We start from the raw sequence: 26,735 nt of genomic DNA, 5'->3' as shown, positions 1-26,735 counted from the left end.
CACGGTAGTACATTGATTTCAACAGGGAAAGAACCACTTGATCTTGATTCCGTCCCTGCCCCGGATGTCAAAAGTGGTGCGATGATTTTCGATCTTTATACACCGGGTGATGACGGCTCCGGTGAATCCTCATTTGCTGTGGATTCCGGCTCTCTTCTTGAAGATGTGACGCCAGATGGTACGGGGCTTCTTATCATGAACAGAGACGATATGCCTGTTTCTGGCACCATTGCGGACAGTACCGTCCACGGTGGTATCTATGGTGTTTATATCGGTACCGATCCCCGTAGCGACAATCCTGCCGGTGTCACGAACCTGGAGCTGGATCACTCCCTGGTCTCCGGTGATGGCGGTGCTGCTATCCGGGTAGGCAACGGAGCAACGCTTAATCTTGAACTGAAAAATGGTACCCAGCTTACCGGAAGGGACAATATCCTGGCTTCGGTCGACAGCGGAAGTCAACTTAATCTGTCCGTGACAAATGCCGGCCTGACGGGAAACCTGTTAAATAATGAGGGGGGAACAGAAAACGTCTCTCTGAATAAAGATGGAATGCTTACCGGCATGATGCAGGGCATCAGCTCACTGACGCTGGCAAAAGAGTCTGCCTGGAACCTGACCGGCAATTCCACCATCGCCGGCAACGTGGCGAACGACGGTACCATTTCCCTGGCGTATGACAGTACCCCGGGCACGGTTCTGACCGTTGGCGGTAACTACACCGGCAACAACGGCAATCTGCTGTTCAATACCGCTCTTGGCGGAGATAACTCCCCCACCGACAAACTGGAAATTAAAGGCAATGCCGGTGGCAGCACGAACGTCTCCGTCACCAATGCCGGCGGTACCGGCAACAAAACGCTGGACGGTATCGAGCTTATCCATGTGGACGGCACTGCTACCGATGGTGCCTTTAAACAAAAAGGGCGTATTGTGGCCGGGATGTTTGACTATACGCTGGATAAAAAGGGCAACAGCTGGGTACTGGACAGCAGCTATTCCGGCCCTAATCCGGGGCCGATACCCGGGCCTAATCCTGGTCCCAACCCAGGCCCTGACCCGATTCCTGATGACCACAGGGTGCGCCCGGAGGCCGGCACCTACATTGCCAACCAGGCCGCTTCCTCCATGTTCCTGACCACCCTGCATGACCGTGCCGGGGAGAACCGGTATATGAATGTGCTGGATAACGCAGGGAATGTCACCAGCCTGTGGCTGCGCCAGGTGGGTACCCACAACCGTTTCCGTGACAGTACCGGCCAGCTGCGCACTACCGGTAATACCTGGGTGGCCCAGCTGGGTGGCGACCTGGCACAGTGGAGCAGTGATGACCACGACCGCTTCCATCTGGGGCTGATGGCCGGATACGGCAACAGCCACAACAATACGCAGTCTTCTGTGTCCGGGCATGGTTCAAAAGGCTCAGTAACCGGCTACAGCGTCGGGCTGTACGGTACCTGGTACCAGAATGATGCAGATAACACGGGTGCCTATGTGGACAGCCAGGTGATGTACAGCTGGTTCGATAATCATGTGAACGGCGATGATATCAGTTCAGAGAAGTACAAATCGAAAGGGGTGACGGCGTCAGTTGAGACCGGTTATACCCTGGCGGTGGGACAGTCTGGTGCGCAGGACAACCCGACCCGCTACTTTATTGAACCCCAGGCGCAGGTCACCTGGATGGGTGTAAAGGCGGATGATCTGACGGAAGCCAACGGTACCCGGGTCAGCAGCCAGGGAAATGACAATGCCCAGACCCGGCTGGGGATGCGTGCGTTCATGAAGGGACACCGTGGTCTGGACACCGCAAAGAACCGGACCTTCCAGCCGTTTGTGGAAGTGAACTGGTTGCATAACACGAAGCGCAACGGTGTGACCATGAACGGCGTATCGCTGGAGCAGGCGGGGGCGACCAACATCGGCGAGATGAAACTCGGTGTGGAAGGTCAACTGACAAACCGGACGGCCCTGTGGGGTAACGTGGGTCAGCAGCTTGGCGATAAGGGCTACAGCAATACTGAAGCCACGCTGGGCGTTAAATACAGCTTCTGAGTCTGGTTCCTCGCCCGCTTTTCCCGGGCGGGGTTTGCCATTTACTCTGAAGGGTACCGGTAAATGACGTACAATCATTCGTGGTCAGGCTTATTTCGCTTTCGTTGGGGCGGGCATGAGGGGGCTGATGAGAAATAATGCTTTTTTATTAGTGTATTATCTTCTGATGGCTCCTTTCTCATTTTTAAAATCAGCGTATTGTTATGGTAGATAAATCCACTAAAGATATGATTACCCATGCGCAAAGGCTGGAAGTTGCTGGCTATTTACGGCGAGCGATATCGGCATGGCAGAGTGTTATTTTGCACTCGGGAGCCACATCACAAGAGCAGGAGTTTGCATGCGATTGTATTGTAAGAATCAATGAATTATTGCAGCACAGGGGACTTTCCGGACAACAGGATAACTCACAACGTAAGTCGCGTCGGGAGCGTGTTAGTCAGGATAAAGAGGCGGTACGAAAGTATCTGGAAGAGGGGAGGAGACCTGAAGAAATTGTCTTTATCACCCAACGGTCTCGGGCGTTTGTTTATAAGTGTATGAAAGAACTATAATAATCAGAGCACCAGGGCAACAGGCGCATAACGTCATTCAGTCGGGTAGTATCAATAACATCCGGGAGGATTCTCGCTATTAGCCCATTATGCTATTACCAGTGGCAGTATTAAGGGGAGCTATTTTAAGTAATGTGATAGTGGTGTGGTAAAAAAAATCCCGCCGGTTCAGGCGGGAAAAATGATCAAACGTTCTCAATTCTCATAGAGAGTATATGCATCCGACATGCCTTTAATCCACCTTTGTTAATGAGATTAACGGTTTTAATAATGCATTCAGGAGCCCGATCTGGCAGTCATCGTGCCGGATTTCATTCCAGCGATGAACCTGCTGATTTCATCTGAACTCTTCTTTGTGCCAGACAAGGCTCCGTACAGCTATAGCGCGGATAGCGTCCCTCAATTTCATCCTGCATCAGAGTAATTTCCCACGAGGCATGCCGACTCCGGCATAGATTCATTAGCTTGCCGTGTTACGAGGCCCTGTGGGTCTCGCCTTCTCAGGGCCGCACAAAGTGCGTTCAAATTTGTTCCTGACAGCTTTGTCACCCCAGCCACATAGTTTTAGCTATGCTCCTGGGGATTCCGAGCCTGCGGCTCACCCTACAGGCCAACGAAAGCGTTGTTCAAACCGATAAACCGATTTGTCGTTCGCGGTGCCGTGCATGGATGCGTAAATGTCGCGAACACATGGATGTGCAGGAGCGACCCGCCTGGAAGCCGCTCGAATTATTTAGGGTATAAAACGGACATGCTTACAGTTGTTTTATCCGGACGCTGTTTTTTGTTGATTTAAACTCTTTCGGGATTGTCTTATTTGATATTATATATATCATAATTAAAATGTTGAAATTTGTGGTGATGATTGTTCAATTTTTTGTGACCGTGCGCTAAGAATGCATCGTCGTTATTTAGCTGATTCAGAAGCATTTTCCTGACCTTTGTTATCAAATAGATCGACACAAACGATCGAATGGCATTTTTTAATAGGAAAATTCTATTAAAAAAGATTTTTCCGATCGAAATAACCATTTTCTTTTTTTTCGACAATCATTAATAATTCGCCGCGATTTATCAGCTTTAGCTGTCTGGTATTTCCGGGTTTGAGTAGGCTGGCGTTTTTTGGTTCGTTAATCATTAACGCCAGTATATACAAGCACTCAGTGTCTTTAATTTTGTTTTGGTACTTATTATGATTGACGATATGGTTTTAAAATCGTGTACAACGCTTCAGGTAGGCCTGCAATCCGTTACTGCGCGTCTGCGCCGTGAAGATGGTATTACCGCTATTGAATATGCCATTATTGGTGTAGCAATGGCCTCTGTGCTATTTTTTATTTTCGATAAAGGTGGGTTCCTTAAAGCGCTGGAAGGTGCCTGGAGTACGATGAGCACCAAAATTACCGGTGTTGAAAGTATTATTAAATAAAGATATCATTTTTAGACAGGCTGGCTGCTGTTGTAGCCAGCAATATCATATGATCTACCATATATTTATTGTTGCTATATCCATCTATATTGTGTTTATGGATATCCGCTATCGCAGAATTCCTGACGCGGCAGTCAGTGCCTTAGTGCTGGTTGGCTTTTGCTATATGTTGAATTATCAGAGTTATTCGCACCACATTACTGGCGGTGTCATTATTCCGCTGGTCGTGTTTGGCGTGGGCTTCATGCTGGCAGTTCACAATATTATTGGTATGGGGGATATAAAATTACTCAGCGTGACATTACTGCTATGCCCTGCCCCATGGCAACCCGATATTATCTACTTCGTGATTTTTAGCGGGGGAGTCTGGGCGCTAATGTGGCACTTTCTGCTAACCAGGATATCTATGGTTTTCAGGATTGATACGGTTAAAGAGGGAATTCCCTATGGCATTCCCATTGCGGCGGCTCTGTGTTTGTTTACTTTCATTCGTTAAGTTGAAAGGTAAAAGTTATGCGCTATCGATATATAGCAATTCTGGCCATTATTATGATGTTTGTTGGCGTAGCGGGAATTTATAAAAGCTTTAGCCCCGCCCCGAAGCAGCAAAATACTCACGATAGCGTTGAATATAGCTACTTTGTCGCTACACATGGCATTATTGCCGGTACCATTGTAAACGGCAGTTTTTTCATGCGTAAGACAATAAAACTGCGACCCGGTGAGCATCCGGCCGCTCTGGCAGGTGCACTTAATGAGAAAAGCCTGTCAGAGGTGCTGACCGGCGGAGCTGTCGCTATTACAGATATTGCCCGGGAACAGGCAATTACAGCGAAAAATGTTAAGAATTTGCCTGATAAAATCAATGCCGAACTTATTGCCTTCCCTTTGTCTGTCAGTGCTGAAAGTATACTGAACCCGGATGTCGGAGACTATGGCTTTGTAAATCTCTATCTGGTTTCTAATGATAATAGTATTTATCGGGAGGATATTTATCAGCAAGATCGGAGTGGCGGTTCGGGATTGGGCAAAGAGTATAAAGATACACGAGTGAAGAAATTTGCCAGTAATGTCTGGATGGTAAAACGTCTTGCCGATCGTAATGGGAAAAATAACACGACTAACCTGTCCGCCGTTTCAAAAGGGCAGGTCCTTCAGGATCAAGCGAGTGAAATCGGCAAAATCGGTAACGAATTGGCAACGAGAATCGTCTACGCCTATTTTAATAAAAGAGATATTGATAGTGTTATTCAGGCCCAGGTACTGGGCACGTTTGTGGTTTCACCGGTTAAAGTGAATGTACTGAGAAATAAACTTTCCAGCATCGATATAGATTCCCGGGAGGTTACGGCTGCTGATATTGTCTCTGGTGCTCCTCTGGCAGTGAAGAAACCAAAAGTGATAGAAATTAGAGGGAGCGGGAGCCGTCAATGAATGCGATCACCAAATCAATCCTGGCTTTAATTATACTGGCTGTTAGCCAGGTTTGCCTGGCACTGGATATTGATGTTAACAAAGCCAGGGAGTATACCACTGATTTCACTGTCGGTACCGTTGTCGTAGGCTCACCTGAGGTGGCCGACTTTAAAGTTATTGACGACCATAGTATCTATATTTTCGGGAAGTCCAGCGGCCAGACAAATATTATCATTAATGGTAAGCAGGGTGAAACACGTACCCTTCCTGTTACCGTCAATGATTTTCACGGCCAGGCAACAACAATTAATACATTACTGGCTAATGAAGGGTTTAAAGACGTCAGAGCTATTGATATGGGGAGTTCATTAACCATCAGTGGCAATGTCAACACCAGTGAAGATATCGACTATATCAAAAAGCTGGTTCAGGAGCACTTTGCTGAGGATCAGATTAAATATTCTCTGATTACCCAGAAAAACCAGCAGATAAAAATACGGGTTACCGTAGCGGAAGTCTCAAAAAAGGTGACAGAGACCTTAGGAATTGACTGGGGTAATGGCACGCTTTCTGGCTCTAATAGTGCGCTGTCAATTAGTGGTGGTCTTTATAGCTCCATGATCAGGGGAATGAATTTTAGTTCACTGGGGGTGGCTATCAATGCATTAGCTAAGAATAATCTGGCAAATGTCCTGACGACACCGAGCCTGACGGTAACCAATGGTAAAACCGCCAGCTTTCACGGCGGTGGGCAAATCCCCATTTTCCAGCGTAGCGAAAACGGCTCTAGTGTAGAATGGAAAGATTATGGTGTGAAACTTAATTTTGCACCGGTAATCAATACCGACTCATCTATCAGCATGGATGTAACGGTAGAATCATCACAGCTGGGTGGCTCTTATAAATATGAGGATACCGAACTGCCCATTATTAATACACGTAATGTGGCCACGTCGGTTCGCATGCGCGATGGTGAGAGCTTTGTGCTGGGGGGGTTGATCGACAATAGTCAGACCCAATATGTCAACAAAATTCCGGGTTTGAGTGATATCCCGATACTGGGGGCGCTGTTTAAGTCTGCCAGCTTCGATTCCGGAAGAAGCGAACTGGTTATCTTTGCCACTGTAGAATATGTGAAACCAACAGAGAGAAGTGAGATTAATCTTCCCTTCTCCAGATTGTCCAGCCCCTGGCAAACCTTTTTTGATATTAATGATTCAAACGATAAATCCACCGTGGAAATATTAAAGGAAGCAGACTATGTCATTGATTAAAACTATCGGCAGCGGGTTACTGACTGTCTTTCTGACATCCTGTTCAGCTCCGGTCAGTTGGTCCTCCGCTAAAGATAATGATGTGTTTGCAATCAAAATGACAGACCGGCCGGGGAGCTATGACTTCACACGTATTGAACGGGCCATCGTTGAGAAAGTTCCTGAAGGATTTACCGATGTCAGTATTTTTAGCAATGCACAAAACCATATGGCGGCACAGCGAGTCAGTGATTATTTTGAAAACACATTCTCGATAAAACCACATATGCAAGTGATCGATGATTTTGCTGATATTCAGATACAGCTGGCAAGATACCGACAAGCAGAGTGCTACACCAGTCAACTTGATGATTTCAACTGGTATAAGAGTTCCGCGACTGAGCTACATCAATATATCCAGTTAGCCCCCTGCGCGACTAATATAAATGACCGGAATCTAAGGGTTTATAATGAATCTTGATAAACTGAAGAAACGCTTTGGTACGGCCAGAAAAAGAGATTTGGTTATTATCATGGGGAATCCTGGCCAGCAATTCTCAAAAGTAGCAGAGGCATTGCATATCTATGGTATTGGCGTTGAATATCACCAGTCGGCACCGGCTGATATTATTGCGATTATCGAAAGTAACATTTCGAACCGGCTGTGGTTTATTATTGAGGGGAGTGCTTACAATGACAGTGCCGTGGCTGAGTTCTCAATGATATTACGGGGACGCTATCCTGCTGTTCTGACCGGTAGCAGCAATTCCCTTGATGCATCATGGAAAGCAGAAGAGCAGGGCTATGCCGCTTATTTTACTGAAGGTGGTGACGTTACTCGTCTGACTAAAGTGCTTTTAAAGGGCTTCGGCTATATTCGCACCCGGGCATCAATGATCATTTCGCTGTGCAACACCACACCGGATGTGAACCTGAGCTACCACGTTTTTAATAATTTGAAAGATAGCGCATTATTGAAGTCTTACTCAACGTTGCTAATCAACTGTGACCTTGCGAATATTTATTACGATGCCGAACTGGGGGTGCGCGCTAATCCCCAGGCTGTTCAGCATATCACCCGTGATGGTGAGGAACTGGATGCGCCATCTTCTCATAAATTAATTAACAAATTTAACGACCATTTTGATTATATTTCATTTAATTTGTTAATGGATGATATTGATGTAGCCAGCACAGATTCATTAGTGAAAGGAATTGATACATTCATTGACTCTGTTTCCGGTATTTATGGATTTATTTTTATTAATCTGCCTTATTATTTAATTACCTCCCATTCAGGGTTGGATCTACTGGCAAATAGCGATATCAGAGTTTTATTGACTAATAGTCAAATAGAATCTATCTACAATCTCAATTATTTGCAGGAAAGGATTTCCTTCAAAAAGGATAATGATGGAAAAAGTAGGGATAAACTATTTTGCCTCCGGACACCGCAGCAGTATTCAGGGTTGCGGATAACCGATGGCGATATCCAGTCAAAACTGGCAATGAAGGTGGATTTTTCAGGTCATCTGGGGGGAAACCATAGGTTCATCCCATGGTTAAAAAAATCTAACGCCAACCTGATTGATGAGATTTTTAGGTGATATATGCAAGCTTCTGAATATGAAAAAGTTCGCAGTATTCTGATAGACCGTCTGAATATCGATGCTGCTGAACAGCAAGAGATGGAAGAAACACTAAAGTCAATTGATCAGCTGCTGGCCATTATCCTTGACCAGGAAAATATTATTGTTACCCGACGTAATATGGATAAGCTGGTGAAGAGCTATTATGACGATATATTTGGCCTTGGTCCACTCCAGGAGCTTCTGAACGATGGGTCAGTGAATGATATTATGGTTAATGGTACCTCGTCTTTGTATATTGAACGAGCGGGTAAGCTTATTCGCCAGGATGGTGTATTCAAGACTAACGATCAAATTATGCGTATTGCACAGCGTATTGTTGCACCAATTGGCAGACGCGTAGATGAAAGTTCCCCAATGGTTGATGCGCGTTTGCAGGACGGTAGCCGGGTGAATATTATTATTCCCCCGGTGGCGTTAGATGGCTGCACGATATCCATCCGAAAATTTAAGGAGGACAAGCTCGATCTTGCCGACCTGATTAACTTTAATTCTATGACGGTAGATATGGCTCACTATCTGAGTCTGATGGTCCGGGCCAAAGCCAATATTATTATTTCAGGTGGCACCGGTTCAGGAAAAACGACACTGTTAAACGCGATCTCTAACGAAATAGATGATGGCGACCGCATTGTGACAATTGAAGATGCCGCGGAATTACAAATTCAAAAGGCCCATGTGGTACGGTTAGAATCCCGCCCGCAGGGTGCTGATGGCGGGGGAAGTATCACTATCCGGGATCTGGTTATCAATTCACTGCGTATGCGTCCGGACCGTATTATTATTGGTGAGTGTCGCGGTGAAGAGGCTTTCGAAATGTTGCAGGCAATGAATACCGGACACGATGGCTCTTTCTCAACAATCCACGCCAATACGCCAAAAGACGCTCTGGTTCGGCTTGAAAGTATGTTAACGATGGCCAATGCAAACATTCCAACCCGTACTCTGAAAGGTCAAATATCACAGGCGGTGGATATTATTGTTCAGTGTGCCCGTTTACCATCAGGTGAGCGTAAAATTACCTGTATTAGTGAGATTGGTGGAATAGAGGAAGATGTGGTGCAAAGTCAGGATGTGTTTGTACTGAATAGCACTAAGCAGCCGGATGGCTCAATGATCTACGAACATCAGTGTAATATTTCCTGTACTTTGCTGGAGCGTAAAGTCTCTTTTAGTGGCTTACAGCAGGAGATAAAGGAAATCCTTAATGGCTAGTTTCTTTGAGCTCCTGTTATGTTGCATTCTGGCGGGCTGGGGAGTCTATATCAAAATAAGGGGACAGCTGCTGCAACGCAAACTACGGCTGGTCTTTGGTGAGGAGTTTTCGAGCAGAAGACCAAAGATAAAGGTAGCACCAAAGCAGAAGAGGCGCTTATTCATCAACTCAACATTACAGTCTCCTGATTTTTTGTTGGTTTATGGCGTTAAAAATATTGTCATCACATCTCTGATTGTAGCAGGGTATGCGATCTTCGCTATTTTTTGTTGTATGACATTTGATACTTCGCCGGTCGTCTATGTTTTATCTGCTGGCGTTATACTGATCAGTGCCGGCATGATAGTGACTAAGAAGTATAAAAGAGCCTTCAGCGATTATTTTGAGAGTCAGTTCCCCTACGCGCTGCGTCTGATTAGTCGTAATCTGGCGGTGGGGCAAACTATTTATCTCGCCGTTGACGCCGCCGCATTGAATCTGAATGGAATTATGCAACGCGAATTTAAAAGGATTTCTTCACAGTTAAAGAATGGTATTAGTTTTGAAGAAATTCTTGATAAAGGCGAGCGTATCTACCCCTATAAGGGATATTATGTTTTTAGCGCTTATCTTAAAATCTCTTTACAGAAGGGAAGTAGTTTGAAGGAAACGCTGATGGCGCTGGCCGATGACCTGGTATCAGCACAAGTGATTAAAAAGAAAACCCGGGCGCTGACCTCTGAGGCTCGCGGTGCTGCTAAAATTCTGGCCATACTTCCGGTCATCATGGTAGGTATTCTTTATTCCTTTGCCCGTGATAATTTTATTTATATGTTTAGTGCCTTGTATGGACACTATATTGTCATTTATGTCGTCATTAGCGTATCGCTGGGCTTTGTTATTGCTGCCAAAATGATCAATAAGGTTGAACTATGATTAAGGCCATTTCGATTATATGCTTTGCTGCCGGAATACTGGTTTTTTTTCTGATTGTTCGCAAGCAAAAAGTCGAAGAGGAATATTACGATCGCTTTTATTTTATTGTTTCGAAACATAACACATTCTCAGAATATATTAAGTTGAGTAACAAGCTAAGAGATGCATTTATATATGTTCGTGCACGACTCTACAAATTCAATGAGAAATATTTGTTCAAAACCCAGTTCCATAACTTGGTTCTGAAAGCAGGCTATTATAAAACAGGAGAGGCCACTCTTTTTTATCTTATTGCATCAATTGTTTATTTGATTGTACTTATAGTATTAGTGATCAAAGTACTATCCGCCAGTGTCTCTGTTGCGAGTTTGCCCTGCTTTAGTATCGTATACTATATCGCGGTTAAATTCTATCTGGAGCGTAAGCATATGCAGGAGATAAGAAAATTTAGAACCAATTTCATATATTTCCTGGACTTAATGGCTACCTGTATTAAAACGGGAATGACATTCAATGCATCTCTTGATGTTATTTTACCTTTGTTACACCGCTTTTCACCTCTTTTAGGGCATAGTATGCAAGACTTTAGTAACACTCTTAAATATGCATCGCTTGATGAGGCCTGCGACCGTATTTATCAGGAAGTGCCATTAACTGAAGTCCAGGAGTTTAATGCAACAGTTAAAAACTCGATTCAGTTTGGGACGGGGATGTCATCCAGCCTTCAGACTCTGGCAATGGAAATACGTCAGTTTCACTTTATTGAGACAGAAGAAAAGATAGGGGCAGTTAACGCAAAAATGGGGATCCCGCTAATCCTTTTTATTATGTTTCCGGTTATTGTTGAAATTATTGCCCCCGGCCTGTTACGTGCCATGCAAAATATGTCACTGGATATGATCTCATGAAAAAATTTCTTATATTACTTGTGTTATCTACCTGTTCATGTTCGCAGATTCACGCGTCACATCAGACACAGGATACTGCCGAACTTGCCGTAGAGGTTGGAGCATTAGATAAAGCACTGGAGCTGACACGAGCGCAGGTACAAAAAAATGTCCATGATGTTACGGCCCGTTTTCATCTTGCTGACATTTATCATAAGCTGATGCGCTATGATATGGAATCTGACGAATTAACGGCCCTTGAAAAAGAGATCGATTCGTCACAAAAGGACTACCCCCGATTACAGATGGCGCTGATGCGTAATGCCCTGCAGCGTAACGAGTTTGATACTGTCATACAGAAGTATGCTGATTTTATTCATTCCTCTGCTTTACGTTCTGACACAGAAAAGGGAAAAAGTATGATGTATGCAGCGGTCGCACACTGTAAGAAGAATGAACTGGATATTTGTTTAGATATGTTGGATAAGGCTAAATCATTTTTACCCGGCGATGATGCACTGGCACAAAATATTAGTCTTGCGTCATGGATGAAGAAAGCAAGAAGTGGTAAGGCGTTGCGCGGAGACGATAACCTCTATCAGGCATATCATGATGTTAGTTCCCCACAGATGTTTTCCAATCTAGTTCTTAGTTTAATTAGCGAAGGTGATAATGGGCATGCTTATGAGTTATTACTTTCGCGCTATTCTGCCCAGCAGGCAAATAACATACTGGATGACCTTAAAAACATCAAGGTCATCCAGTGATGAACAGTTATACTGACACGCTCTCCTGCGAGAGAGGGGTTGCCACAATAGAAATGTCTATGGTTTTTATGATTATTTTTGTTTTCATTGTATTCACTTATGAACTTCTAAAGTTTCAAAATGATGTAATGATGATAGCATTTAATGAAGATCTGGCAGTTGCTCGCATCGATCTGGCGAAGTTAAATGACAACCCGGTTCAGCTGGCCACGGATTTTGACCAACAAATACAATCTTCCGGACAGTGGGAATATTTTAATTCCCTGAGTTATAAGCCCTCTCAGATTCAATGCTTTGATAATATTTCCCAGCGAACTCCTGGAAATTGCAGTGAAAAGAGTAAACTTATTAAATTTACCTATCAGGTTGAGCGGGAGAAATCTGCTGAAGAAATCTGTGAACTTTTGGGGCTACCAATTACACTTTCACGAGAGGTTATAACAGTAAATGATTATTTTAAATAACTCTATTGATTGTGAGAAAGGAAGTGTCGCTATTGAAGCTGTTTTCGTACTTATGTTTTTTTCGGGACTGTTTATCTATAGCTTTCAGCAATCTTATGTCATGATGCTTACCGTGAGTGCGGAAAAGACTGCATCGCAGCTGGTTGTTTTGATTTCTCAGAGAAGTACTTTATTTTACAATAAAAATCTACGCTCTGAGGATGTTGCACAAGTAAGGAAACATATACCTGCTATTGCCGACAGTAATCAAGATTTCTTTGATGTTTATATTGAGGAGATGTCCTACCAGAATGGGAATTATCAGGTTGTGCATTTACCCTCCAGCTCTGGAGTGCAATGTACTCTGCGTAAGCCGCTATCTGATTATAACATTGATATCAGGACATCTTTCGCAAAGAGAAACTCAGTATATCGGGTAACAGTCTGCCGAAAAATTAACGGTATTTTTTACTCTGCAGATGATTTTGTGTCAGGTAGCAGTACTGTGATGCCTGGAGTTCACCATTAACAGGATGTTTTATGAAATATTTACAGAAAATAAGCTCAGAGCAGGGGAGTCTGCTGCCACTGTGGGCAATAGGCGGTATGATGGTAATGATATCTATATTCTGGGTAGAGAATGTTTCATACAGTATTCTGGAAAAATACAAAGATCTTCATATTTCAGATGCTGTCGCCCGAGCTGCGTTACTGAGCCATAACCAGTCACCGGCGGCGCTTCATCAGCTCACTGCGGCTTCTGGTGCTTTGGGAGATAAGGACTATTATCAGTTTGTTCATCAGTTTGCTCAGGCTTCAGTTAACGAACTGGATGAAGAAAAAAATAAAAAGCGCCTTGCAGAGATTATTTCTGACAGAACAGCAGTCACTAAATCAATTGAGGTACCGTTTACCTCACTGAATAATTCACTAAAGCTACCTGAGAACCTTCAGCTCAGGTCACTGGATAATACGGTGAAGGTATTACGCCCGCTTAATGTCGTATTTGTTGTGGAGGCGACACCAGAGAATAAATTGGTTATTGATCGGGTTTCTGCACCACTTTACAGCGCACTGGGTCGGTTAAGTGCGGATGCGCCGACATCACGCTTTAATATTATCCCCTATTCCTATCGTGTCAATTATGGCGGACGGTGCTATACAAATATTCCCCGGGATGACGAATTTAGTTTTTCTTGGTGGGAAGAGGCCTTTGGCCAGGAGGATGAACTGGCAGCAAAGGAACAATCTCTGGATCAGGCAAAGATGAACCTACAAAATGTTAAGGATCTCATCGATTCATCGGTTATTTTACTAAATGACCTGAACAACCAGCTATCAAAATACCCTCAAGGGACCCCTGAGTATAAAAGTATTCAGTCAAAGATTAGCGCTGTTAACAGTAAACTTAGCGAGGCGCGCAGCCGTATTCCAAAACTGGAACAGGATTTAGATAATATGCAGAAAGAATACGACCTGCAAAAGAAAAAAGTTGATGATATCCATAATAGTGAAATCTATAAAAAATATTTTCCACTGGCACGGCATTATGCCAGGCGTTACGATAATTATCGTTACTTCGAGGATTATACTGACCAGTTCGCTAATTCAGGTGATTACTCTATACCTGAGGGGAGTTTCACCAGGGCGGCCTCTATGATAACGGCCTCGCCAACCGGTTATCAGACCTTATCGGTATCACGGGATCGCTATTTTGGTGATACAACTACTTGTCCGATTTCAGCTATTGATGAAACTATTTCCACTCCTGCATCGGCGCTAAGTGCGCTCACCAGCGTGGATTATAGCGGAACCGCTCTTCTTTCATTAGAAGGGTTGCTCTGGGCAGGTAAATCTATTTATTCAGGAACCTCCAATTTAACTAGAAACCTGGTCTTTATGTTTGTCTCTGGTAAAAAAAATACGATAGATCCCAACCGACTACCTGGTGTTAAAGAAGCCTGTAGTGCATTACGTGATACCTTTGTTTCAGGGAAAGTGAGTAAGCTGGTTATTGTTGCACCTAATCAAGAAGCCGCAGAAGAATATATCGGATTGCAATGCGCAACTACCTGGGGTAACAATACCGGATTTATTCTTCTCGACCAGTTGGATGGGGATTTAAATGAATCCCTGGAAGCTAAATTTTTATATTATATGTCTCAGGAGTCAACAACAAGAAATGTTAATGGTTAGGTTGTTTATTACTTTACTGATGTTGATGTTGTCAACAGCCCCGGTAACAGGAAAGACCCTCAAGGGCCTAACGGTATTTAATTGCCAGAATATGAGTCTCCAGTCGCCGACGCTGGGGGCGACAGTCAGGAAAAAGGAGATACTTGACTATGACGGTCGTATTCATTCGGTCATCTCCGGTGAGGTCATTGAGCAAATAAACTTAACTCGCCTGTTTCTGACCCATATGGGTGAGTTGTGTTCTGCTTCGCATGCCAGTATTCCATCAGAATATCTGAGCATTATGCAGAGCAATTTGGGGGTTAAACCAATATTTATCGGCAGTGTTTTTTTTTCCAACGGTAGCGCGGTAGTTCCTCGCCCGGATTTTGTGCAAATGAGCCGGGCTGTGAAAGAATATACTGGCAAGCAATATGCCTTGCTGATTATTGGTAGTGCTGACTTGTCGGGGGAAGCATCCTTTAATGACTGGTTGTCGCTGGAACGTGCTCAATATATAGTGGGCCAGGTTGAACTTAACAATCTCAAAACCTATATTCTTGCTCTGGGGGGGAGGGGTAGTATAAATAAGCTAAGACAAAGTAATCCACAGTATCGTAGGGCGGATCTTTATGCTTTGAAAATACATGAGTCACAATGAGATTCGATAGACTGGCTTCATAGATCATCAGAAACTTCGCCTCTCTTAAAAGAGAGGTAGTTCTGGAACTATGTTTAATACTGGTCAAAATAACAAGATTGTTGAAGTGTTATCAGTACCTGCTTGTCGCCACTCGTGAGCTGCCGGGGAATCAGACTAATTTTGCGGTAACAGGTCGAATGTTTCCCGGCCGCTGACGCAGTCCCTCTGTCAGCTTATTCAGTACCCGGACAGTGTGTACTAAATCGCCGTTACATTTGACACTACACCCGCTGTGCCCACAGCCAGCGATACTACCCGGCTCGACGCCACCGAAGCCATCATATTGTCCGTAGCCGCAATGGCAGCGCCGACGGTAAATACCGCCAGCCCAGGACCAATTATCTCTTTCCTTTTAATACCCGGAATTTCTTCGTTAACACAACCGACGTCTAATAATGAAGCGGATATCCTTTGCTGTTTAAGAAAGCTGCATACCGGGCATCCATTTCGGCATCATTCCCGATATAGACGCCACCATATACCTCCATCTGTGAAGTATAAAAATGAGCCATCATATATCTTCGAAGATTGTCAATGGGAAATCTACATATTGAAATTTGCTCAGCAGTATATCCCGCCTCTCTGGCTCTTTCAGATACCGTTGTTGGCAGTTCATCATGAAGTACCCGCATGGGCATAACGCCTCTTTCTTCACCCATGATAACCCGTTGTAGCCAGCGTATTTGCTGACGGGATATGTTTATCCCCTCAGGATTAAGAATGAAACTGGCATCAAATATCGTATCCGCTGTAAACGGCACGCCAGGAGCAACCATGACAGGTCTGGCAATACCAAGAGGTGGCGACACCGCCAGTGCGTTTGCCCGCATCCGGCTGGAAGTACTTGCCAGGCTTTGTAAATCTCCGCCATCAAGATACCCCATAATGTGCTGAATAGTTTCATTAGAAAGTTCACCGAGTGAGGCCGTATTTTGTGATAAAGTGGATGAAACCGGTTCAGCCCTGGGCGTCTGTCCCCCATCCATCATGAGTCCCCCGAAGGGGCGGTTACTGGTGCCTTTCAGCAGACTCACCAGTGATTTGGCTTCCGGAGCCACTTTGCTGAGCACCCCGGAGCTCAGCCCGCTCACTATCCCCGTTCCCAGTGCGGCCCACCCCAGCGCCGCCGCCGTTTTCGGGTCCGACTCCTCCACAAACTGTTGCGCCACGGCCAGACCGGTTGAGGCCACTGCCGTGGTCACGGACACCACGGACAGGGCCACCGCCAGGGATGAGCCTCCTGAAACCGGGGTTAACAGCACCCCCAGCGCCACCCCGGCAGCAATCCCTAACCAGCCCCAGAAGCTGTGATGCCCGGTCGGGTCGGCGTGGTTCACCGGGTCACCGGCACAGTAGGCGTACGGATTGAGACCGTCGGCCCCGAACGGACTCAGGCTGTCCGGGCAGGTAAAGCGCATCAAAGGCTGTACGCCCGGTAGCCGTTGCCCAGGTGACAGTGCCCGCTGACGGGGTCCGTTCGTTCACCATTAAATCCTGTCATGCTGTGATTTAACACTCAGTCCTCCTTTCCGTCATCTGAAGAGGGGAGCGCCGTCCGCTCCCCGTAGGCGGTGTAACACCAGGTCTGTGTGCCGGATGGGGCCCCCTTCCTGTTGCCAGATGTCTGTCTGGGCGCAGGGTGTCTGAAAGGTCACCGGCTGCTGGTCAAACGGGATCTCAGGCACAATCGGATACCGGACTTCCTGGATGCGCGTGCAGCCCCCACTGTGGTAAAGGGCATTGTCTTCACGCATGGTTTATTACCTGATAAAAACAGACAGAAATACCGGTCCGGTCTGTACCGGACCCCCGTAAAAAAACCGCCCTCCTGACAGAAGGCGGGTCACGTCAGTCAATGATGAGATTGGTGGCTTCTGCACTCCAGGTAATTAAGAGCTCGCCGCTATTACCATATTCATCCCTCGCGTGGAGCTCCTGTTCAGGCAGGAAGTCGTCCACCTGATTGTCATTTGTACGAATATCCTCCAGTGTTGACCACAAAAAGAACCGGTGAAAGACAAAGGCATTATTTTCCACGGAAGAAAGCTGTCTGTGGTAATCAGGTCCTCCTCCTATCCAGGAATCTCCGTACGGGAAATAAATATATGAACTTTCCGTCTCACTTAATCCGATATCGCGGGGTTGAGCTTCGTAACAAAAACGGTAATAATTATCCGGAGGCATTCCGCCCACAAGCCAGATATTGGCGCACTGTCCCCAGGCCGCGGCAAGAACGCATGATTCCGGGGTATAGGCCATGTGGTCGTCCTCACCATGATTTTTATTCCCGAACTTGACGGCATGATCGACCGCATCAATAAAGCACCAACCCTCATAAAGAAAGCGATAAGGGTCTTTGGAAAACAGCCTGACCATTTGTACATACATTTTCTGGGTAACACGGGGCCCCTCACTCCAGGGCTCCATATAATGAGTATCATTGCCAATATCGTCGGGCTGTTTCCAGTTGGCGGAGTCGGAATAATCGATGCCTTCCTGAGCCTCAATATGCAGTTTGCAGCGCTTAAGAATACTGTCATCGCCGGAGGTATTCGGTGGCGTCGGAAAATCGGTGGTATTGAGCCCGTCAAACTGGACGTAGACATCATAGCCCCTCACGCCCGTATCCCTGCAATGCAGGTAAAACGTAACGCTGTGCTCACCCGGCTCGCCTTCGCGGTGGTCTCCGGTTGCCTGTGTCTCCTGGGGGTATTTCAGTGCCTTACAGTACTCATTTTTCTCTTTATAGAAGCACAGGGGATTATCCTGCTCCCCCGAAAAATAGTCACAGGTAAGAATATTACCGTTGCCACTGTACAGTCTCGTAATGGCCATAAAGTCGTCATCTGAAAGCTGAACGGGGGTTTTCCGGTCGCTTTTAAACAGCCGCGCGGTGACGGTCACCTCAACCTGGTTCCAGTTATTGGCAAAAATAACGGCGCCGGTATAACTTTCATGCATGTCCCGGGAAAATGAATTTCACCTCGGGGTTAATAAATCCGACATCACTGATACTGTCATACGTCATAATTTTTCTCCTACAGAGGATAAGGGTTTCCGCATAAAGAGGTACCGGAAAACCATTTAAAAATCACGCCAGGAATATTCAATGTATTACAAACAAAACTGTCGGCGATGGCGGTCACCCCCTTCTTTCCGCCATCAACGGGGCACGCCGGATATCAGAAATCCAGCCCCGCGCACTCTGAAGGTCAGTGTCCGACATAAAAGACCGGAGGCCATTCCTGTCAGATTCACATTTCCCTGAATTTTCCTGTTTGCCTGCCGGTTATCGCTGCGGTATGACATCGGGAAATGAATGCAAAAGGGAGTATCGCCAGACATGAATCACTGTCTTTTCGGATTTAACGGTGAACGGACTGACCCCGTCAGCGGGCACTGTCACCTGGGCAACGGCTACCGGGCGTACAGCCTTTGATGCGCTTTACCTGCCCGGACAGCCTGAGTCCGTTCGGGGCCGGCGGTCTCAATCCGTACGCCTACTGTGCCGGTGACCCGGTGAACCACGCCGACCCGACCGGGCATCACAGCTTCTGGGGCTGGTTAGGGATTGCTGCCGGGGTGGCGCTGGGGGTGCTGTTAACCCCGGTTTCAGGAGGCTCATCCCTGGCGGTGGCCCTGTCCGTGGTGTCCGTGACCACGGCAGTGGCCTCAACCGGTCTGGCCGTGGCGCAACAGTTTGTGGAGGAGTCGGACCCGAAAACGGCGGCGGCGCTGGGGTGGGCCGCACTGGGAACGGGGATAGTGAGCGGGCTGAGCTCCGGGGTGCTCAGCAAAGTGGCTCCGGAAGCCAAATCACTGGTGAGTCTGCTGAAAGGCACCAGTAACCGCCCCTTCGGGGGACTCATGATGACGCCATCTCATGCCGGAGAAGGCGCTGGTGCTGCGGAAATTTCACGGGATATTACATTACCTTTTCGTAATGAAAATGGACTTATTGAAGAACGGGCAACCAGAACATTATTCAGGTTTGACACACGAGCTCCGGGAGTTATCCGTAAAGACGGATTTGGTCCTTCCCGTGATTTTTCATATATTCCGGATATGCTTAATACGGCAGCTGAAACAGAGAAAACACTTATTGTTTCTGAAACCGAAGAGGGTGTGAAGGCATACAGTAATTTGATGGGGGACAGAGGATACATATATAAAATAAATGTAACCAATGCCCGCGGCGTCTCACTGGCTAAAAATTTCCAGGAGAATAAAGATGCTTTATTAGATTTTATGAGAAACAGAAGATACCCTGGCGTCAGAGACCTGGACTATCGTGAAACACGAATTGGCGAATTACTCGAAGAATCTCTTGATTATAAAGAATATCATCTTTCTACAGATGATGTGTTTAAGGGAAGCATAGAGGTACTGGGATAGCCCCGGGAAACACCAGATCGTAGTTGCAGGTGCCTGCAAACAGAAACCGTCATGTTTGCACACCGGGCGATGACTCATGGTAGGATGACAGGAGCCGGATGAATCGGGAAACTCACGTCCTGTTGCCTGAGGGCCTGAGGATGAGATTGTCCCCGGCGACCCGACCCCTTAACGCCGGAAATCATTATGCCATACCGCCATGACACTTCCGACGTCAGCAATAATCAGGGGGGCATTGCCCCCTGTTCCAGACGGTGCTCACAAAACTCCGCCCGGCTACGGGCCCATTCACGACTATCCGGATGCCGTGCCGGCATGACGCCATTTTACAATTTTCCATATAGCCGTTTTTTCTCATACTGATGTTAAATTCCTGCCCGGCACCGGCGCGGGGATACAGAACTCAAAAGCTGTACTTCATCCCCACCGGGGCGGTATTGTTGTAGCCCTGGTCACCTACCTGCTGACCCACGCCGCCCCACAGGGCTGCCTGTGTTGTTAGCTGACTTTCCACACCCGGCTTCATCTCGCCGATGTTGGTCGCGCCAGCCTGCTTCAGCGACACGCCATTCATCGTCACGCCGTTGTACTTTGTGTTATGCAGTCAGTTCACTTCCACATACGGCTGGAAGGTCCGGTTCTTTGCGGTGTCCAGACCACTGTGTCCCTGCATGAACGCACGCACCCCCAGCCGGGTCTGGACATTGTCATTTCCCTGGCTGCTGACCCGGGTACCGTTGTCTTCCGGTAGGTCATCCGCCTTTACATCCATCCAGGTGACCTGCGCCTGGCGGGGCGGGTTGTCCTGCGCACCGGACTGTCACCCTGCCAGGGCATGACCGGTCTCAGCTGGCGCCGTCCCCCCGGCGGTGCCAGTCCGGGGGGGGCTTTGAGCAGGCCTCGTCGTGAGGACCGGGGTGGGGGCAGTCCAACCCAGAAATGAAAAGTTAGCTATACTCACTTCTGAGGCCCTGTGCAATACAAGCCTCACTCATATTCCGTGTTCAATATCAATGGGTTATACCCTTAAACTCGAGGGTGATTAACGATGGAAGAATCGATGCGTGAATTGTCTGAACAAGAAATTTTAGATGTCAGTGGTGCCGGGCTTTTAGAGAGCGTTGCAGGGTATTAGGCGACAATTACCCCGTCCGCATCGCGACAATTACTCTGGCCTGTTTGTAATCTGAGCGTCCTGTTTCTTCTTTCCAGGGAGAGGTTGTGACGCTGAATACCAGACAGGTCAGTTTTTACATGGCTCAACGTAATAAAGGTCTTACCCAGGAAGCCGCTGCGGCCACCACCGGTATCTCTGTTCGCTCCGGACGACGTATTGAAAAAGGGCAGTGGCAATCATCAGGTGAGCGACACTGGCGAACACGTCAGGATCCTCTGGAAGCGGTCTGGCTCAGTGATGTGCTTCCTTTACTCGCTTCCCGTCCGCAGATCTCGCCGACAACGGTTCTCGAATATCTGCAGGATAAATATCCGGGCCAGTATCCCGATAAGGTGCGCCGGACGCTGCAGCGCCGTATCCGTACCTGGAAAGCCTGCCACGGTGAGGAACGGGAGATCATGTTCCGCCAGGAGCATCTGCCGGGAATGCGGGCACTGTCAGATTTTACCCAGCTGAAAGGTACGGTTATCACCATTAACGGTTGCCCGCTGGAGCACAGGCTCTTCCACTTCCGCCTTGAATGGAGTCGCTGGAGCTGGATGCGGGTTGTCACCGGCGGTGAAAGCTTCACCGCTCTGGCCGAAGGACTACAGGAGGCGCTGGGTCAGTTGGGTGGTGTACCAGCAGAGCACCGTACAGACAGTCTGGCTGCGGCATGGAAAAACCTGAGCGAGGAAGACCACCGGGATCAGACAGCGCGCTATGCCGGGTTGTGCAAACACTACGGTATGACCCCCTCCCGCAATAACAGCGGACGGGGTCATGAGAATGGTTCAATGGAGTCGGCTCACGGGCACCTCAAGGAGCGTATACGGCAGGCCCTGCTGCTGCGCGGAAATAATAACTTCGGTTCCCTGAATGAATATCGGCAGTTCGTCACACAGCAGGTACTGCGTCATAACCAGCGCAATCAGGATCTGGTTCGTCAGGAACTGATGCACCTGAAACCCCTTCCTCAGCGGCGGTGTGCGGACTACGAGGAGCTGTCTGTCCGGGTCAGCAGCAGTAGCACCATCAACGTCAGACTGGTGGTGTACAGCGTCCCGTCCCGGCTTATCGGACAGATGCTGAAGGTCCGTCTGTGGGATGACAGACTGAGTTGTTACGTTGGCAGCGATGAAGTCATGAGCTGTCAGCGGGTCCGGGCACCGAAAGGTAAACGGCGGGCCCGCAGTATCAACTTCCGGCACGTGATCGGTAGTCTGGTCATGAAACCCGGGGCGTTCTATCACGCCACGTTGCGCAATGACATCCTGCCGGATGATGAATGGCGGCAGCTGTGGCAGCGGGTGTGTTCACGTCTTGCCCCTCAGCTGGCCAGCCGCCTGATGGTTAATGCCCTGAAACTGGCGGCAGAGCGGGAAGACATCTCAGCGGTCGCGAAGGGTCTGAACCACCTGCTGCTGGAGCCGGGAGAGCCGGATCTGCAGAAGCTGCTCAACTGGCTGGGTGTGAAAAATAAACGCCCGCTGCCGGACGGGAAACTGGTTCAGCACAGCCTGAAGGGTTATGACAACCTGATGCGTAAAGGAGGCCTGCAGTGACCGATATCCATACGCTTGAAAGGTTGCTCAGAAGGTTACGTCTGACGCGCATAGCCACCGAGTGGCACAGCCAGGAGAAACGCGCACTGGCCGAAGGGTGGACCCCTTCACGTTATCTGCTGTCACTCTGCAGTGAAGAGGCGACGCACAGGGAAAGCGAACGGCTGCGGCGATATATAAAGGATGCCCGGTTGCCAGTGGGGAAAACGCTGGCTGAATATGACTTCAGCCAGGTCCCGGAGCTGAATGCCGCACAGGCATCCGTTCAGCACATGGGGCAGTATCTTCGTGGACGAAACAATGGCGGTGGCAGCGGCCGACAGGCTGATCCATCACGGGTATATCTTTGAAGTAACAGGAGAAAGTTACAGAAAGAAAACATCAAAAGCAGTCACCCAGAAGTCAGCTAAGAAATAACTCAAAGGCGGTCAGAGTAGTTGACGCGTACCGGCCAGAGTAGTTGACGTCTAATAGCAGGGAATGTTGTTAATACAGGCGCTGAAATTGCTCCATGGTCTAAGACCGGGGGGCTTGGTGACGTTCTGGGAGGACTTCCCCCAGCCATAGGTGCTGTTGGGAAAGGACTTGGTGGTGTGCTAAGCAATTCTCTTTAAATCAGCGGTTGGGAAACAGAAAACGGGGTTCTACGCCGGAACCCCGATTTTTCCAGCAGTGAGAATTATCCCTGTCCGGGCTGGCGCTTCCTGTCACCACCTGCCTTCTGAGCCTCTCACGAAAGCGGCAGACGACGGGCTGCCTCATAATGCGCGACCCAGTAAGGATTATCCAGTCGAGACAGTGTGACCCCTCGACTCCCCGACGCATGCATAAACATCCCGCCTCCCGCATACACCCCCACATGTCGTGTTGTCGCCGACGTCCTGAAAAACACCAGGTCTCCGGTCTTCAGTGCCTCTCGTGCTACCGCCTGACCCTGACGCTTTTGTTCCGTCGAGGTCCTCGGCAGCCGGATATGAAACTGTGCCTTAAACAGCCCCCGGATAAACGCCGAGCAGTCTGTTCCGCGCCGGGAGTCGCCTCCCCACTGGTAAGAAACCCCTTCCCATGAACGGAAATAGGCCTGAAGTCGGTGACGTACCGTCGCGTCGGAACGTGGGGGCCCGCAGGTCAGCGCCGGGGAGAATGTCCCGCCCGGGACATCTCCGGATGCCCGGACCGGGTGTGAAAAACTTCCCGCTGTCAGCAGCAGGGTGCCCGCAAGCAGAAGCCCGCGGCAGGTGAATGAAAACAGCATACAGGTAACCCCGATAATGAAAACAGCATACAGGTAACCCCGATAATGAAAATAAATTACGCGGGTCATCCATGAGAAAATATAAAGACAGACTATCAACACAGACGATAAAAAAGAAGGGCTCCGCCGGCAGAAACTGGCGGTCCTTAATAACGGCGCTTATCTGGTCTGATGAGATGCGCAGAATATAAACAGTTCGTCGGTCGAAATCAACGTCTATTCTTTGTTTATTATTCGGTGAGGGCATCGGACCGGGGGTGCGTATTTATTTCCGGAAAGGCGCGTCTCCCGTCGAGTTGTTCTACGGTGTTAAGCATGTTGGTATTATGTTGCATTGTTGGCTGGCTAATGCTTCGGGTTGTTTGCGTTTTTACTGTGTTTCAGCTAATAATGGACTGTATCATTAATGATATCAGTTATTCCGAATATGATATATTGAAAATCGTCGTGTGACTTGTGGTTTTTTTGTGACTAAAGTCACATTTGGTTTGCTGCTAACTCACTGAACAGGAAGCGTATATGGGATTCACGTTAGTTTTTTGATCATAAATGACGATCGGTAATGTCTTTCTGATAGGTGACAGCCACCATGCTGCTGGATTCCGATCGGAATAACCGCTTTCATTCCTTTCCCCTTCTGATTAATAATCTCCTCCGTCAATTATCCGGGCATCAAGATTCTTATTGTGAATATCACCCGTTTAAAACAAATGAATGCCTTCCTTTGGTTTGCTGATTATTTCAGGTAAGCCCTCCCCGTCGGAGGGAAAATCTGACCCCCAGACATTCCAGCCTGGCATAACCACGATTGAACTCGGCTTCACCCCGGTGGCAGAGAAAGGGAAAAACGTGGATGGCGACTTTTCCACCTCCGCCACCCGGGTGCTGACCAGTGACTGACGCGGGGTGGGATGGCATGCAGCGACGGGACCTTCTTTTAACCGGCCGGGCGTTTTTGCTTCAGCGGTCCGCGGTGTGTTGTTGCCGCGCTGACGTCGCCGTTGCGGGCCCCCTGCAAAGGCGTGGCCGTTTCTGCGGCCGCCACCGGAGCGTATTGTGATGCTGTATTCTTCTGTGCCGTACGGGGCAGAGACGCCTGCCCGTATGCAGGCCCGGGCCAGGGGACTGGTCACCGGGCTGCTCGCCCTGTGGCTCTGTGCCGGGCTGCTGATTTATCTCCCTCATAACGGCGGGGCCGGGCTGGCACTCCCGTTTAATCTCCTGACCTGGACTGTGATATGCCTGTGCAGTGCCGTGTCGTGCCTGACCCCGCTGCCCGGCCCGCCCGGCGCCCGGCGCGGGGAGCGGCTGTTGCTCGCCGGTGCCAGTCTCTGGTCGCTGCCCCTGCTGTGGTCTCCTTCCCGGGAGGCGGGGCTGGCGGCGCTCCCGCACGTGCTGGCCCTGTGGGGGCTGATACTCTTCTTTCTGCTGCTGAAGCGTCTGCCGCTGCGCGGTGGCCGGCGCGCAGCCTGGCTGTGGCTTATCGCGGTGGCGGCCCTGATGCAGGCCCTTCTGGGGGGCGCACAGGTGCTGCTGTTCACCGGCAATAGCGATGCTGCCTTCCACGGCCTGCTGGTTACCGGTCCCCGTCCGGTCGGGATTTTTCAGCAGCCCAATGTTCTGGCTTCACTGATGGCCACCGGGGTGGTGTGTCTGCTGTGGCTGGCCGTGATGCCCCGTCTGGCTACCGGGGCCGGGCAGGGGCGGGGTGGTCTGCGCCATGCCGCCCTTTTTATCCTGACCCTGATGCTGACCCTGACCGGAAGCCGGGCCGGCTGGCTCGGGGCCCTGAGTGGCACCCTGGTGCTGGCCGCAGTGACCCGCCGGCGGTACGGGCATTTCCGCCCTCTGGCCGTGCCGCTGGTCGTAGCCCTCGCCGGAGTCCTGATCGCCCTTGCCTGGCAGCACCTGCCGGGGCTTCACGGCGATCTGTTTCCGGTCATCGACAAGACCGGGTCTGACAGCGCCCGGTGGGCCATCCTGCGGACCACCTGGCAACTGATACACATGCACCCCCTGACCGGGGTGGGCTACGGCGGGTTTGAGGGGGCCTTTGCCCGTCAGCAGATGCAGATAAGCGATGGCCACTACCCGGGGGCTATTTACCACCCCCACAATGAGCTGCTGTATGCCTGGGCGGAAGGGGGGCTGCCGGCGCTGGCCGGCCTGCTGCTGATGGTCGCGGGGAGCCTGGTGATGCTCTGGCAGCCCGGGGGATGGCGCGGGGCCGGGGTGGCCCTGCTGCTGCCAGTGGCGCTCCACGTGAACCTCGAGTACCCGCTCTACCAGTCCGTGGTGCACGGCCTGGTGCTGGTGATGCTGCTGCATGTCGCATCCGGGTATCCGGAAGCCCTGCCCGACGGGGCCCGACGGCGCCGGTCGCTGGCGAACCTTCCGGGGCCGGCGCTCCTGAGCCTTTGCCTCGCCGCGGTGATGGTCGCCGGTCTGCAGACTCAACAGGCGCTGACCCGCATCGAGCGGGCCGGACTGCTGTCCCTGGCCACAAACGAGACTGCCGCCGTGGAGGGGGTGTGGGCGCCCTGGACTCAGCGGGAGCGCCTTGACTTTGACCGCCATGTGGCCCTGCTGGTCCGCTACAACCTGATCCGGGACCCGCAGCTTCTGGTGACCTTTGATACCTGGGCGACGAGGTACTTTCTCCGCCGGCCGGATAAAAATATCCTGCTCAGCCAGCTGATGATTGCCCGTGGCCTGCACACGGGCAGGGCGCCGCAGCTGTGCAGCCTGGGCAGCCGCCTCTGGCCGGACGACCCGCGCTTTGTCTGCGATGAACATGACGAACGCAAACAGCCCGCGGTGTCCTTCCCGGTGCAGGCCCCTGCCCGGTCCGGACATCCGGCCCCCCGATACACACACGATACCCCTGAACACTGAGGACAGT

Annotated in this window: 24 protein-coding genes and 4 pseudogenes; 23 read left to right on the top strand and 5 right to left on the bottom strand. The window is 49.3% G+C overall.

The genetic code is table 11. The features are described 5' to 3' along the window. The first annotated feature begins 195 nt into the window (after positions 1-195). The 16 genes from SCU88_RS16100 to SCU88_RS16025 all read left to right on the top strand — a co-directional run bounded on the left by SCU88_RS16100 (position 196) and on the right by SCU88_RS16025 (position 15,420). On the top strand, positions 196-2,055 hold the full coding sequence (locus SCU88_RS16100) for an autotransporter outer membrane beta-barrel domain-containing protein (RefSeq protein ID WP_175342267.1): 1,860 nt from the start codon (positions 196-198) through the stop codon (positions 2,053-2,055). A gap of 203 nt (positions 2,056-2,258) precedes the next feature. Then, positions 2,259-2,609: a hypothetical protein gene (locus tag SCU88_RS16095; protein ID WP_175342266.1), complete on the top strand. Its 351-nt coding sequence runs from the start codon at positions 2,259-2,261 to the stop codon at positions 2,607-2,609. 1,192 nt (positions 2,610-3,801) lie between these two features. Then, positions 3,802-4,038 (top strand): Flp family type IVb pilin, encoded by a 237-nt coding sequence (locus SCU88_RS16090; protein ID WP_431810025.1) that lies wholly within the window; start codon positions 3,802-3,804, stop codon positions 4,036-4,038. A gap of 49 nt (positions 4,039-4,087) precedes the next feature. Next, positions 4,088-4,534 (top strand): prepilin peptidase, encoded by a 447-nt coding sequence (locus tag SCU88_RS16085; RefSeq protein WP_175342265.1) that lies wholly within the window; start codon positions 4,088-4,090, stop codon positions 4,532-4,534. Between the two features lie 17 nt (positions 4,535-4,551). Further along, the gene (locus SCU88_RS16080; RefSeq protein ID WP_175342264.1) at positions 4,552-5,472 is read left to right on the top strand and encodes a hypothetical protein; all 921 of its coding nucleotides are present in this window, start codon (positions 4,552-4,554) and stop codon (positions 5,470-5,472) included. Further along, positions 5,469-6,728, top strand: a complete 1,260-nt coding sequence (locus tag SCU88_RS16075; protein ID WP_175342263.1) for a pilus assembly protein N-terminal domain-containing protein — start codon at positions 5,469-5,471, stop codon at positions 6,726-6,728. The genes SCU88_RS16080 and SCU88_RS16075 overlap by 4 nt, the downstream gene beginning before the upstream one ends. After that, positions 6,715-7,188: a hypothetical protein gene (locus SCU88_RS16070; protein WP_175342262.1), complete on the top strand. Its 474-nt coding sequence runs from the start codon at positions 6,715-6,717 to the stop codon at positions 7,186-7,188. Before SCU88_RS16075 ends, SCU88_RS16070 begins: the two co-directional genes overlap by 14 nt. Continuing rightward, positions 7,178-8,314: a hypothetical protein gene (locus SCU88_RS16065; protein WP_175342261.1), complete on the top strand. Its 1,137-nt coding sequence runs from the start codon at positions 7,178-7,180 to the stop codon at positions 8,312-8,314. Before SCU88_RS16070 ends, SCU88_RS16065 begins: the two co-directional genes overlap by 11 nt. A 3-nt stretch (positions 8,315-8,317) precedes the next feature. Continuing rightward, a complete protein-coding gene (locus SCU88_RS16060) occupies positions 8,318-9,571 on the top strand; it encodes an ATPase, T2SS/T4P/T4SS family (RefSeq protein ID WP_175342260.1) in 1,254 nt (417 codons plus the stop codon). Next, complete coding sequence (locus SCU88_RS16055; RefSeq protein ID WP_175342259.1) at positions 9,564-10,487, top strand: type II secretion system F family protein; 924 nt, start codon at positions 9,564-9,566, stop codon at positions 10,485-10,487. Before SCU88_RS16060 ends, SCU88_RS16055 begins: the two co-directional genes overlap by 8 nt. Next, the gene (locus SCU88_RS16050; RefSeq protein WP_175342258.1) at positions 10,484-11,395 is read left to right on the top strand and encodes a type II secretion system F family protein; all 912 of its coding nucleotides are present in this window, start codon (positions 10,484-10,486) and stop codon (positions 11,393-11,395) included. Before SCU88_RS16055 ends, SCU88_RS16050 begins: the two co-directional genes overlap by 4 nt. Continuing rightward, positions 11,392-12,141 carry a hypothetical protein gene (locus SCU88_RS16045; protein WP_175342257.1) on the top strand — a complete coding sequence of 250 codons (750 nt, stop codon included), beginning with the start codon at positions 11,392-11,394 and terminating at the stop codon, positions 12,139-12,141. Before SCU88_RS16050 ends, SCU88_RS16045 begins: the two co-directional genes overlap by 4 nt. Further along, positions 12,141-12,605 (top strand): hypothetical protein, encoded by a 465-nt coding sequence (locus SCU88_RS16040; protein WP_175342256.1) that lies wholly within the window; start codon positions 12,141-12,143, stop codon positions 12,603-12,605. The genes SCU88_RS16045 and SCU88_RS16040 overlap by 1 nt, the downstream gene beginning before the upstream one ends. Beyond that, positions 12,589-13,113 (top strand): tight adherence pilus pseudopilin TadF, encoded by a 525-nt coding sequence (tadF, locus tag SCU88_RS16035; protein ID WP_175342255.1) that lies wholly within the window; start codon positions 12,589-12,591, stop codon positions 13,111-13,113. Before SCU88_RS16040 ends, tadF begins: the two co-directional genes overlap by 17 nt. A gap of 11 nt (positions 13,114-13,124) precedes the next feature. Continuing rightward, positions 13,125-14,780 carry a hypothetical protein gene (locus tag SCU88_RS16030; protein ID WP_175342254.1) on the top strand — a complete coding sequence of 552 codons (1,656 nt, stop codon included), beginning with the start codon at positions 13,125-13,127 and terminating at the stop codon, positions 14,778-14,780. Beyond that, positions 14,767-15,420, top strand: coding sequence for a hypothetical protein (locus SCU88_RS16025; RefSeq protein ID WP_175342253.1), 654 nt, complete (start codon positions 14,767-14,769; stop codon positions 15,418-15,420). The genes SCU88_RS16030 and SCU88_RS16025 overlap by 14 nt, the downstream gene beginning before the upstream one ends. Positions 15,421-15,851: 431 nt before the next feature. Here the strand turns inward: SCU88_RS16025 and SCU88_RS16020 are convergent, their stop codons facing one another. From SCU88_RS16020 to SCU88_RS16010, 3 genes and pseudogenes are all read right to left on the bottom strand, one after another. After that, complete coding sequence (locus tag SCU88_RS16020) at positions 15,852-16,799, bottom strand: F-box protein (protein ID WP_431810192.1); 948 nt, start codon at positions 16,797-16,799, stop codon at positions 15,852-15,854. Between the two features lie 21 nt (positions 16,800-16,820). After that, positions 16,821-16,880, bottom strand: a pseudogene (locus SCU88_RS16015) (hypothetical protein); the annotation flags it as partial. Positions 16,881-17,310: 430 nt separating this feature from the next. Next, a complete protein-coding gene (locus SCU88_RS16010) occupies positions 17,311-18,423 on the bottom strand; it encodes a hypothetical protein (RefSeq protein ID WP_175342342.1) in 1,113 nt (370 codons plus the stop codon). Between the two features lie 477 nt (positions 18,424-18,900). Between SCU88_RS16010 and SCU88_RS16005 the strand changes: the two are divergent. Together SCU88_RS16005 and SCU88_RS16000 are read left to right on the top strand one after the other, a co-directional pair. Beyond that, a pseudogene (locus tag SCU88_RS16005) lies at positions 18,901-18,960 on the top strand (hypothetical protein); the annotation flags it as partial. A 21-nt stretch (positions 18,961-18,981) separates the two neighbouring features. After that, a complete protein-coding gene (locus SCU88_RS16000; RefSeq protein ID WP_431810191.1) occupies positions 18,982-19,857 on the top strand; it encodes a hypothetical protein in 876 nt (291 codons plus the stop codon). Between the two features lie 403 nt (positions 19,858-20,260). On the opposite strand, the pseudogene SCU88_RS15995 reads toward SCU88_RS16000, so the two are convergent. Beyond that, a pseudogene (locus SCU88_RS15995) lies at positions 20,261-20,629 on the bottom strand (autotransporter outer membrane beta-barrel domain-containing protein). Positions 20,630-21,078: 449 nt separating this feature from the next. Between SCU88_RS15995 and istA the strand changes: the two are divergent. From istA to SCU88_RS15980, 3 genes and pseudogenes are all read left to right on the top strand, one after another. Continuing rightward, positions 21,079-22,578, top strand: a complete 1,500-nt coding sequence (gene istA / locus SCU88_RS15990; protein WP_175342317.1) for an IS21 family transposase — start codon at positions 21,079-21,081, stop codon at positions 22,576-22,578. Continuing rightward, positions 22,575-22,995, top strand: a pseudogene (locus SCU88_RS15985) (ATP-binding protein). The gene istA and the pseudogene SCU88_RS15985 overlap by 4 nt, the downstream one beginning before the upstream one ends. Positions 22,996-23,048: 53 nt before the next feature. Further along, positions 23,049-23,192: a glycogen/starch synthase gene (locus SCU88_RS15980; RefSeq protein ID WP_175342327.1), complete on the top strand. Its 144-nt coding sequence runs from the start codon at positions 23,049-23,051 to the stop codon at positions 23,190-23,192. 116 nt (positions 23,193-23,308) lie between these two features. Here SCU88_RS15980 and SCU88_RS15975 read toward each other — a convergent pair whose 3' ends face one another. Further along, positions 23,309-23,833, bottom strand: coding sequence for an NlpC/P60 family protein (locus SCU88_RS15975; protein ID WP_175342318.1), 525 nt, complete (start codon positions 23,831-23,833; stop codon positions 23,309-23,311). Positions 23,834-24,547: 714 nt separating this feature from the next. Between SCU88_RS15975 and SCU88_RS15970 the strand changes: the two genes are divergently transcribed. Together SCU88_RS15970 and SCU88_RS15965 are read left to right on the top strand one after the other, a co-directional pair. Then, the gene (locus tag SCU88_RS15970) at positions 24,548-24,733 is read left to right on the top strand and encodes a hypothetical protein (protein WP_175342319.1); all 186 of its coding nucleotides are present in this window, start codon (positions 24,548-24,550) and stop codon (positions 24,731-24,733) included. A 159-nt stretch (positions 24,734-24,892) separates the two neighbouring features. After that, complete coding sequence (locus tag SCU88_RS15965; RefSeq protein WP_431810172.1) at positions 24,893-26,728, top strand: Wzy polymerase domain-containing protein; 1,836 nt, start codon at positions 24,893-24,895, stop codon at positions 26,726-26,728. Positions 26,729-26,735: the final 7 nt, after the last annotated feature.

The sequence above is a fragment of the Jejuibacter sp. L23 genome (assembly GCF_050815825.1).
Lineage (GTDB): Bacteria > Pseudomonadota > Gammaproteobacteria > Enterobacterales > Enterobacteriaceae > Jejubacter > Jejubacter calystegiae.
The sequence above is the reverse complement of the archived record's forward strand: the minus strand, read 5'-3'. Positions and strand labels throughout refer to the sequence as shown.

Bases quoted from the DNA above. Each gene is read 5' to 3' on its own strand.
- SCU88_RS16095 (WP_175342266.1), top strand. From the start codon at position 2,259: ATGGTAGATAAATCCACTAAAGATATGATTACCCATGCGCAAAGGCTG.
- SCU88_RS16050 (WP_175342258.1), top strand. From the start codon at position 10,484: ATGATTAAGGCCATTTCGATTATATGCTTTGCTGCCGGAATACTGGTT.
- SCU88_RS16070 (WP_175342262.1), top strand. From the start codon at position 6,715: ATGTCATTGATTAAAACTATCGGCAGCGGGTTACTGACTGTCTTTCTG.
- SCU88_RS16075 (WP_175342263.1), top strand. From the start codon at position 5,469: ATGAATGCGATCACCAAATCAATCCTGGCTTTAATTATACTGGCTGTT.
- SCU88_RS16055 (WP_175342259.1), top strand. From the start codon at position 9,564: ATGGCTAGTTTCTTTGAGCTCCTGTTATGTTGCATTCTGGCGGGCTGG.
- SCU88_RS16090 (WP_431810025.1), top strand. From the start codon at position 3,802: ATGATTGACGATATGGTTTTAAAATCGTGTACAACGCTTCAGGTAGGC.
- SCU88_RS16010 (WP_175342342.1), bottom strand. From the start codon at position 18,423: ATGCATGAAAGTTATACCGGCGCCGTTATTTTTGCCAATAACTGGAAC.
- SCU88_RS15965 (WP_431810172.1), top strand. From the start codon at position 24,893: ATGCTGTATTCTTCTGTGCCGTACGGGGCAGAGACGCCTGCCCGTATG.
- SCU88_RS15970 (WP_175342319.1), top strand. From the start codon at position 24,548: ATGCCTTCCTTTGGTTTGCTGATTATTTCAGGTAAGCCCTCCCCGTCG.
- SCU88_RS16065 (WP_175342261.1), top strand. From the start codon at position 7,178: ATGAATCTTGATAAACTGAAGAAACGCTTTGGTACGGCCAGAAAAAGA.
- SCU88_RS16045 (WP_175342257.1), top strand. From the start codon at position 11,392: ATGAAAAAATTTCTTATATTACTTGTGTTATCTACCTGTTCATGTTCG.
- SCU88_RS16040 (WP_175342256.1), top strand. From the start codon at position 12,141: ATGAACAGTTATACTGACACGCTCTCCTGCGAGAGAGGGGTTGCCACA.
- SCU88_RS16025 (WP_175342253.1), top strand. From the start codon at position 14,767: ATGTTAATGGTTAGGTTGTTTATTACTTTACTGATGTTGATGTTGTCA.
- SCU88_RS15975 (WP_175342318.1), bottom strand. From the start codon at position 23,833: ATGCTGTTTTCATTCACCTGCCGCGGGCTTCTGCTTGCGGGCACCCTG.
- SCU88_RS16060 (WP_175342260.1), top strand. From the start codon at position 8,318: ATGCAAGCTTCTGAATATGAAAAAGTTCGCAGTATTCTGATAGACCGT.
- tadF (WP_175342255.1), top strand. From the start codon at position 12,589: ATGATTATTTTAAATAACTCTATTGATTGTGAGAAAGGAAGTGTCGCT.
- SCU88_RS16100 (WP_175342267.1), top strand. From the start codon at position 196: ATGAACAGAGACGATATGCCTGTTTCTGGCACCATTGCGGACAGTACC.
- SCU88_RS16080 (WP_175342264.1), top strand. From the start codon at position 4,552: ATGCGCTATCGATATATAGCAATTCTGGCCATTATTATGATGTTTGTT.
- SCU88_RS16085 (WP_175342265.1), top strand. From the start codon at position 4,088: ATGATCTACCATATATTTATTGTTGCTATATCCATCTATATTGTGTTT.
- SCU88_RS16030 (WP_175342254.1), top strand. From the start codon at position 13,125: ATGAAATATTTACAGAAAATAAGCTCAGAGCAGGGGAGTCTGCTGCCA.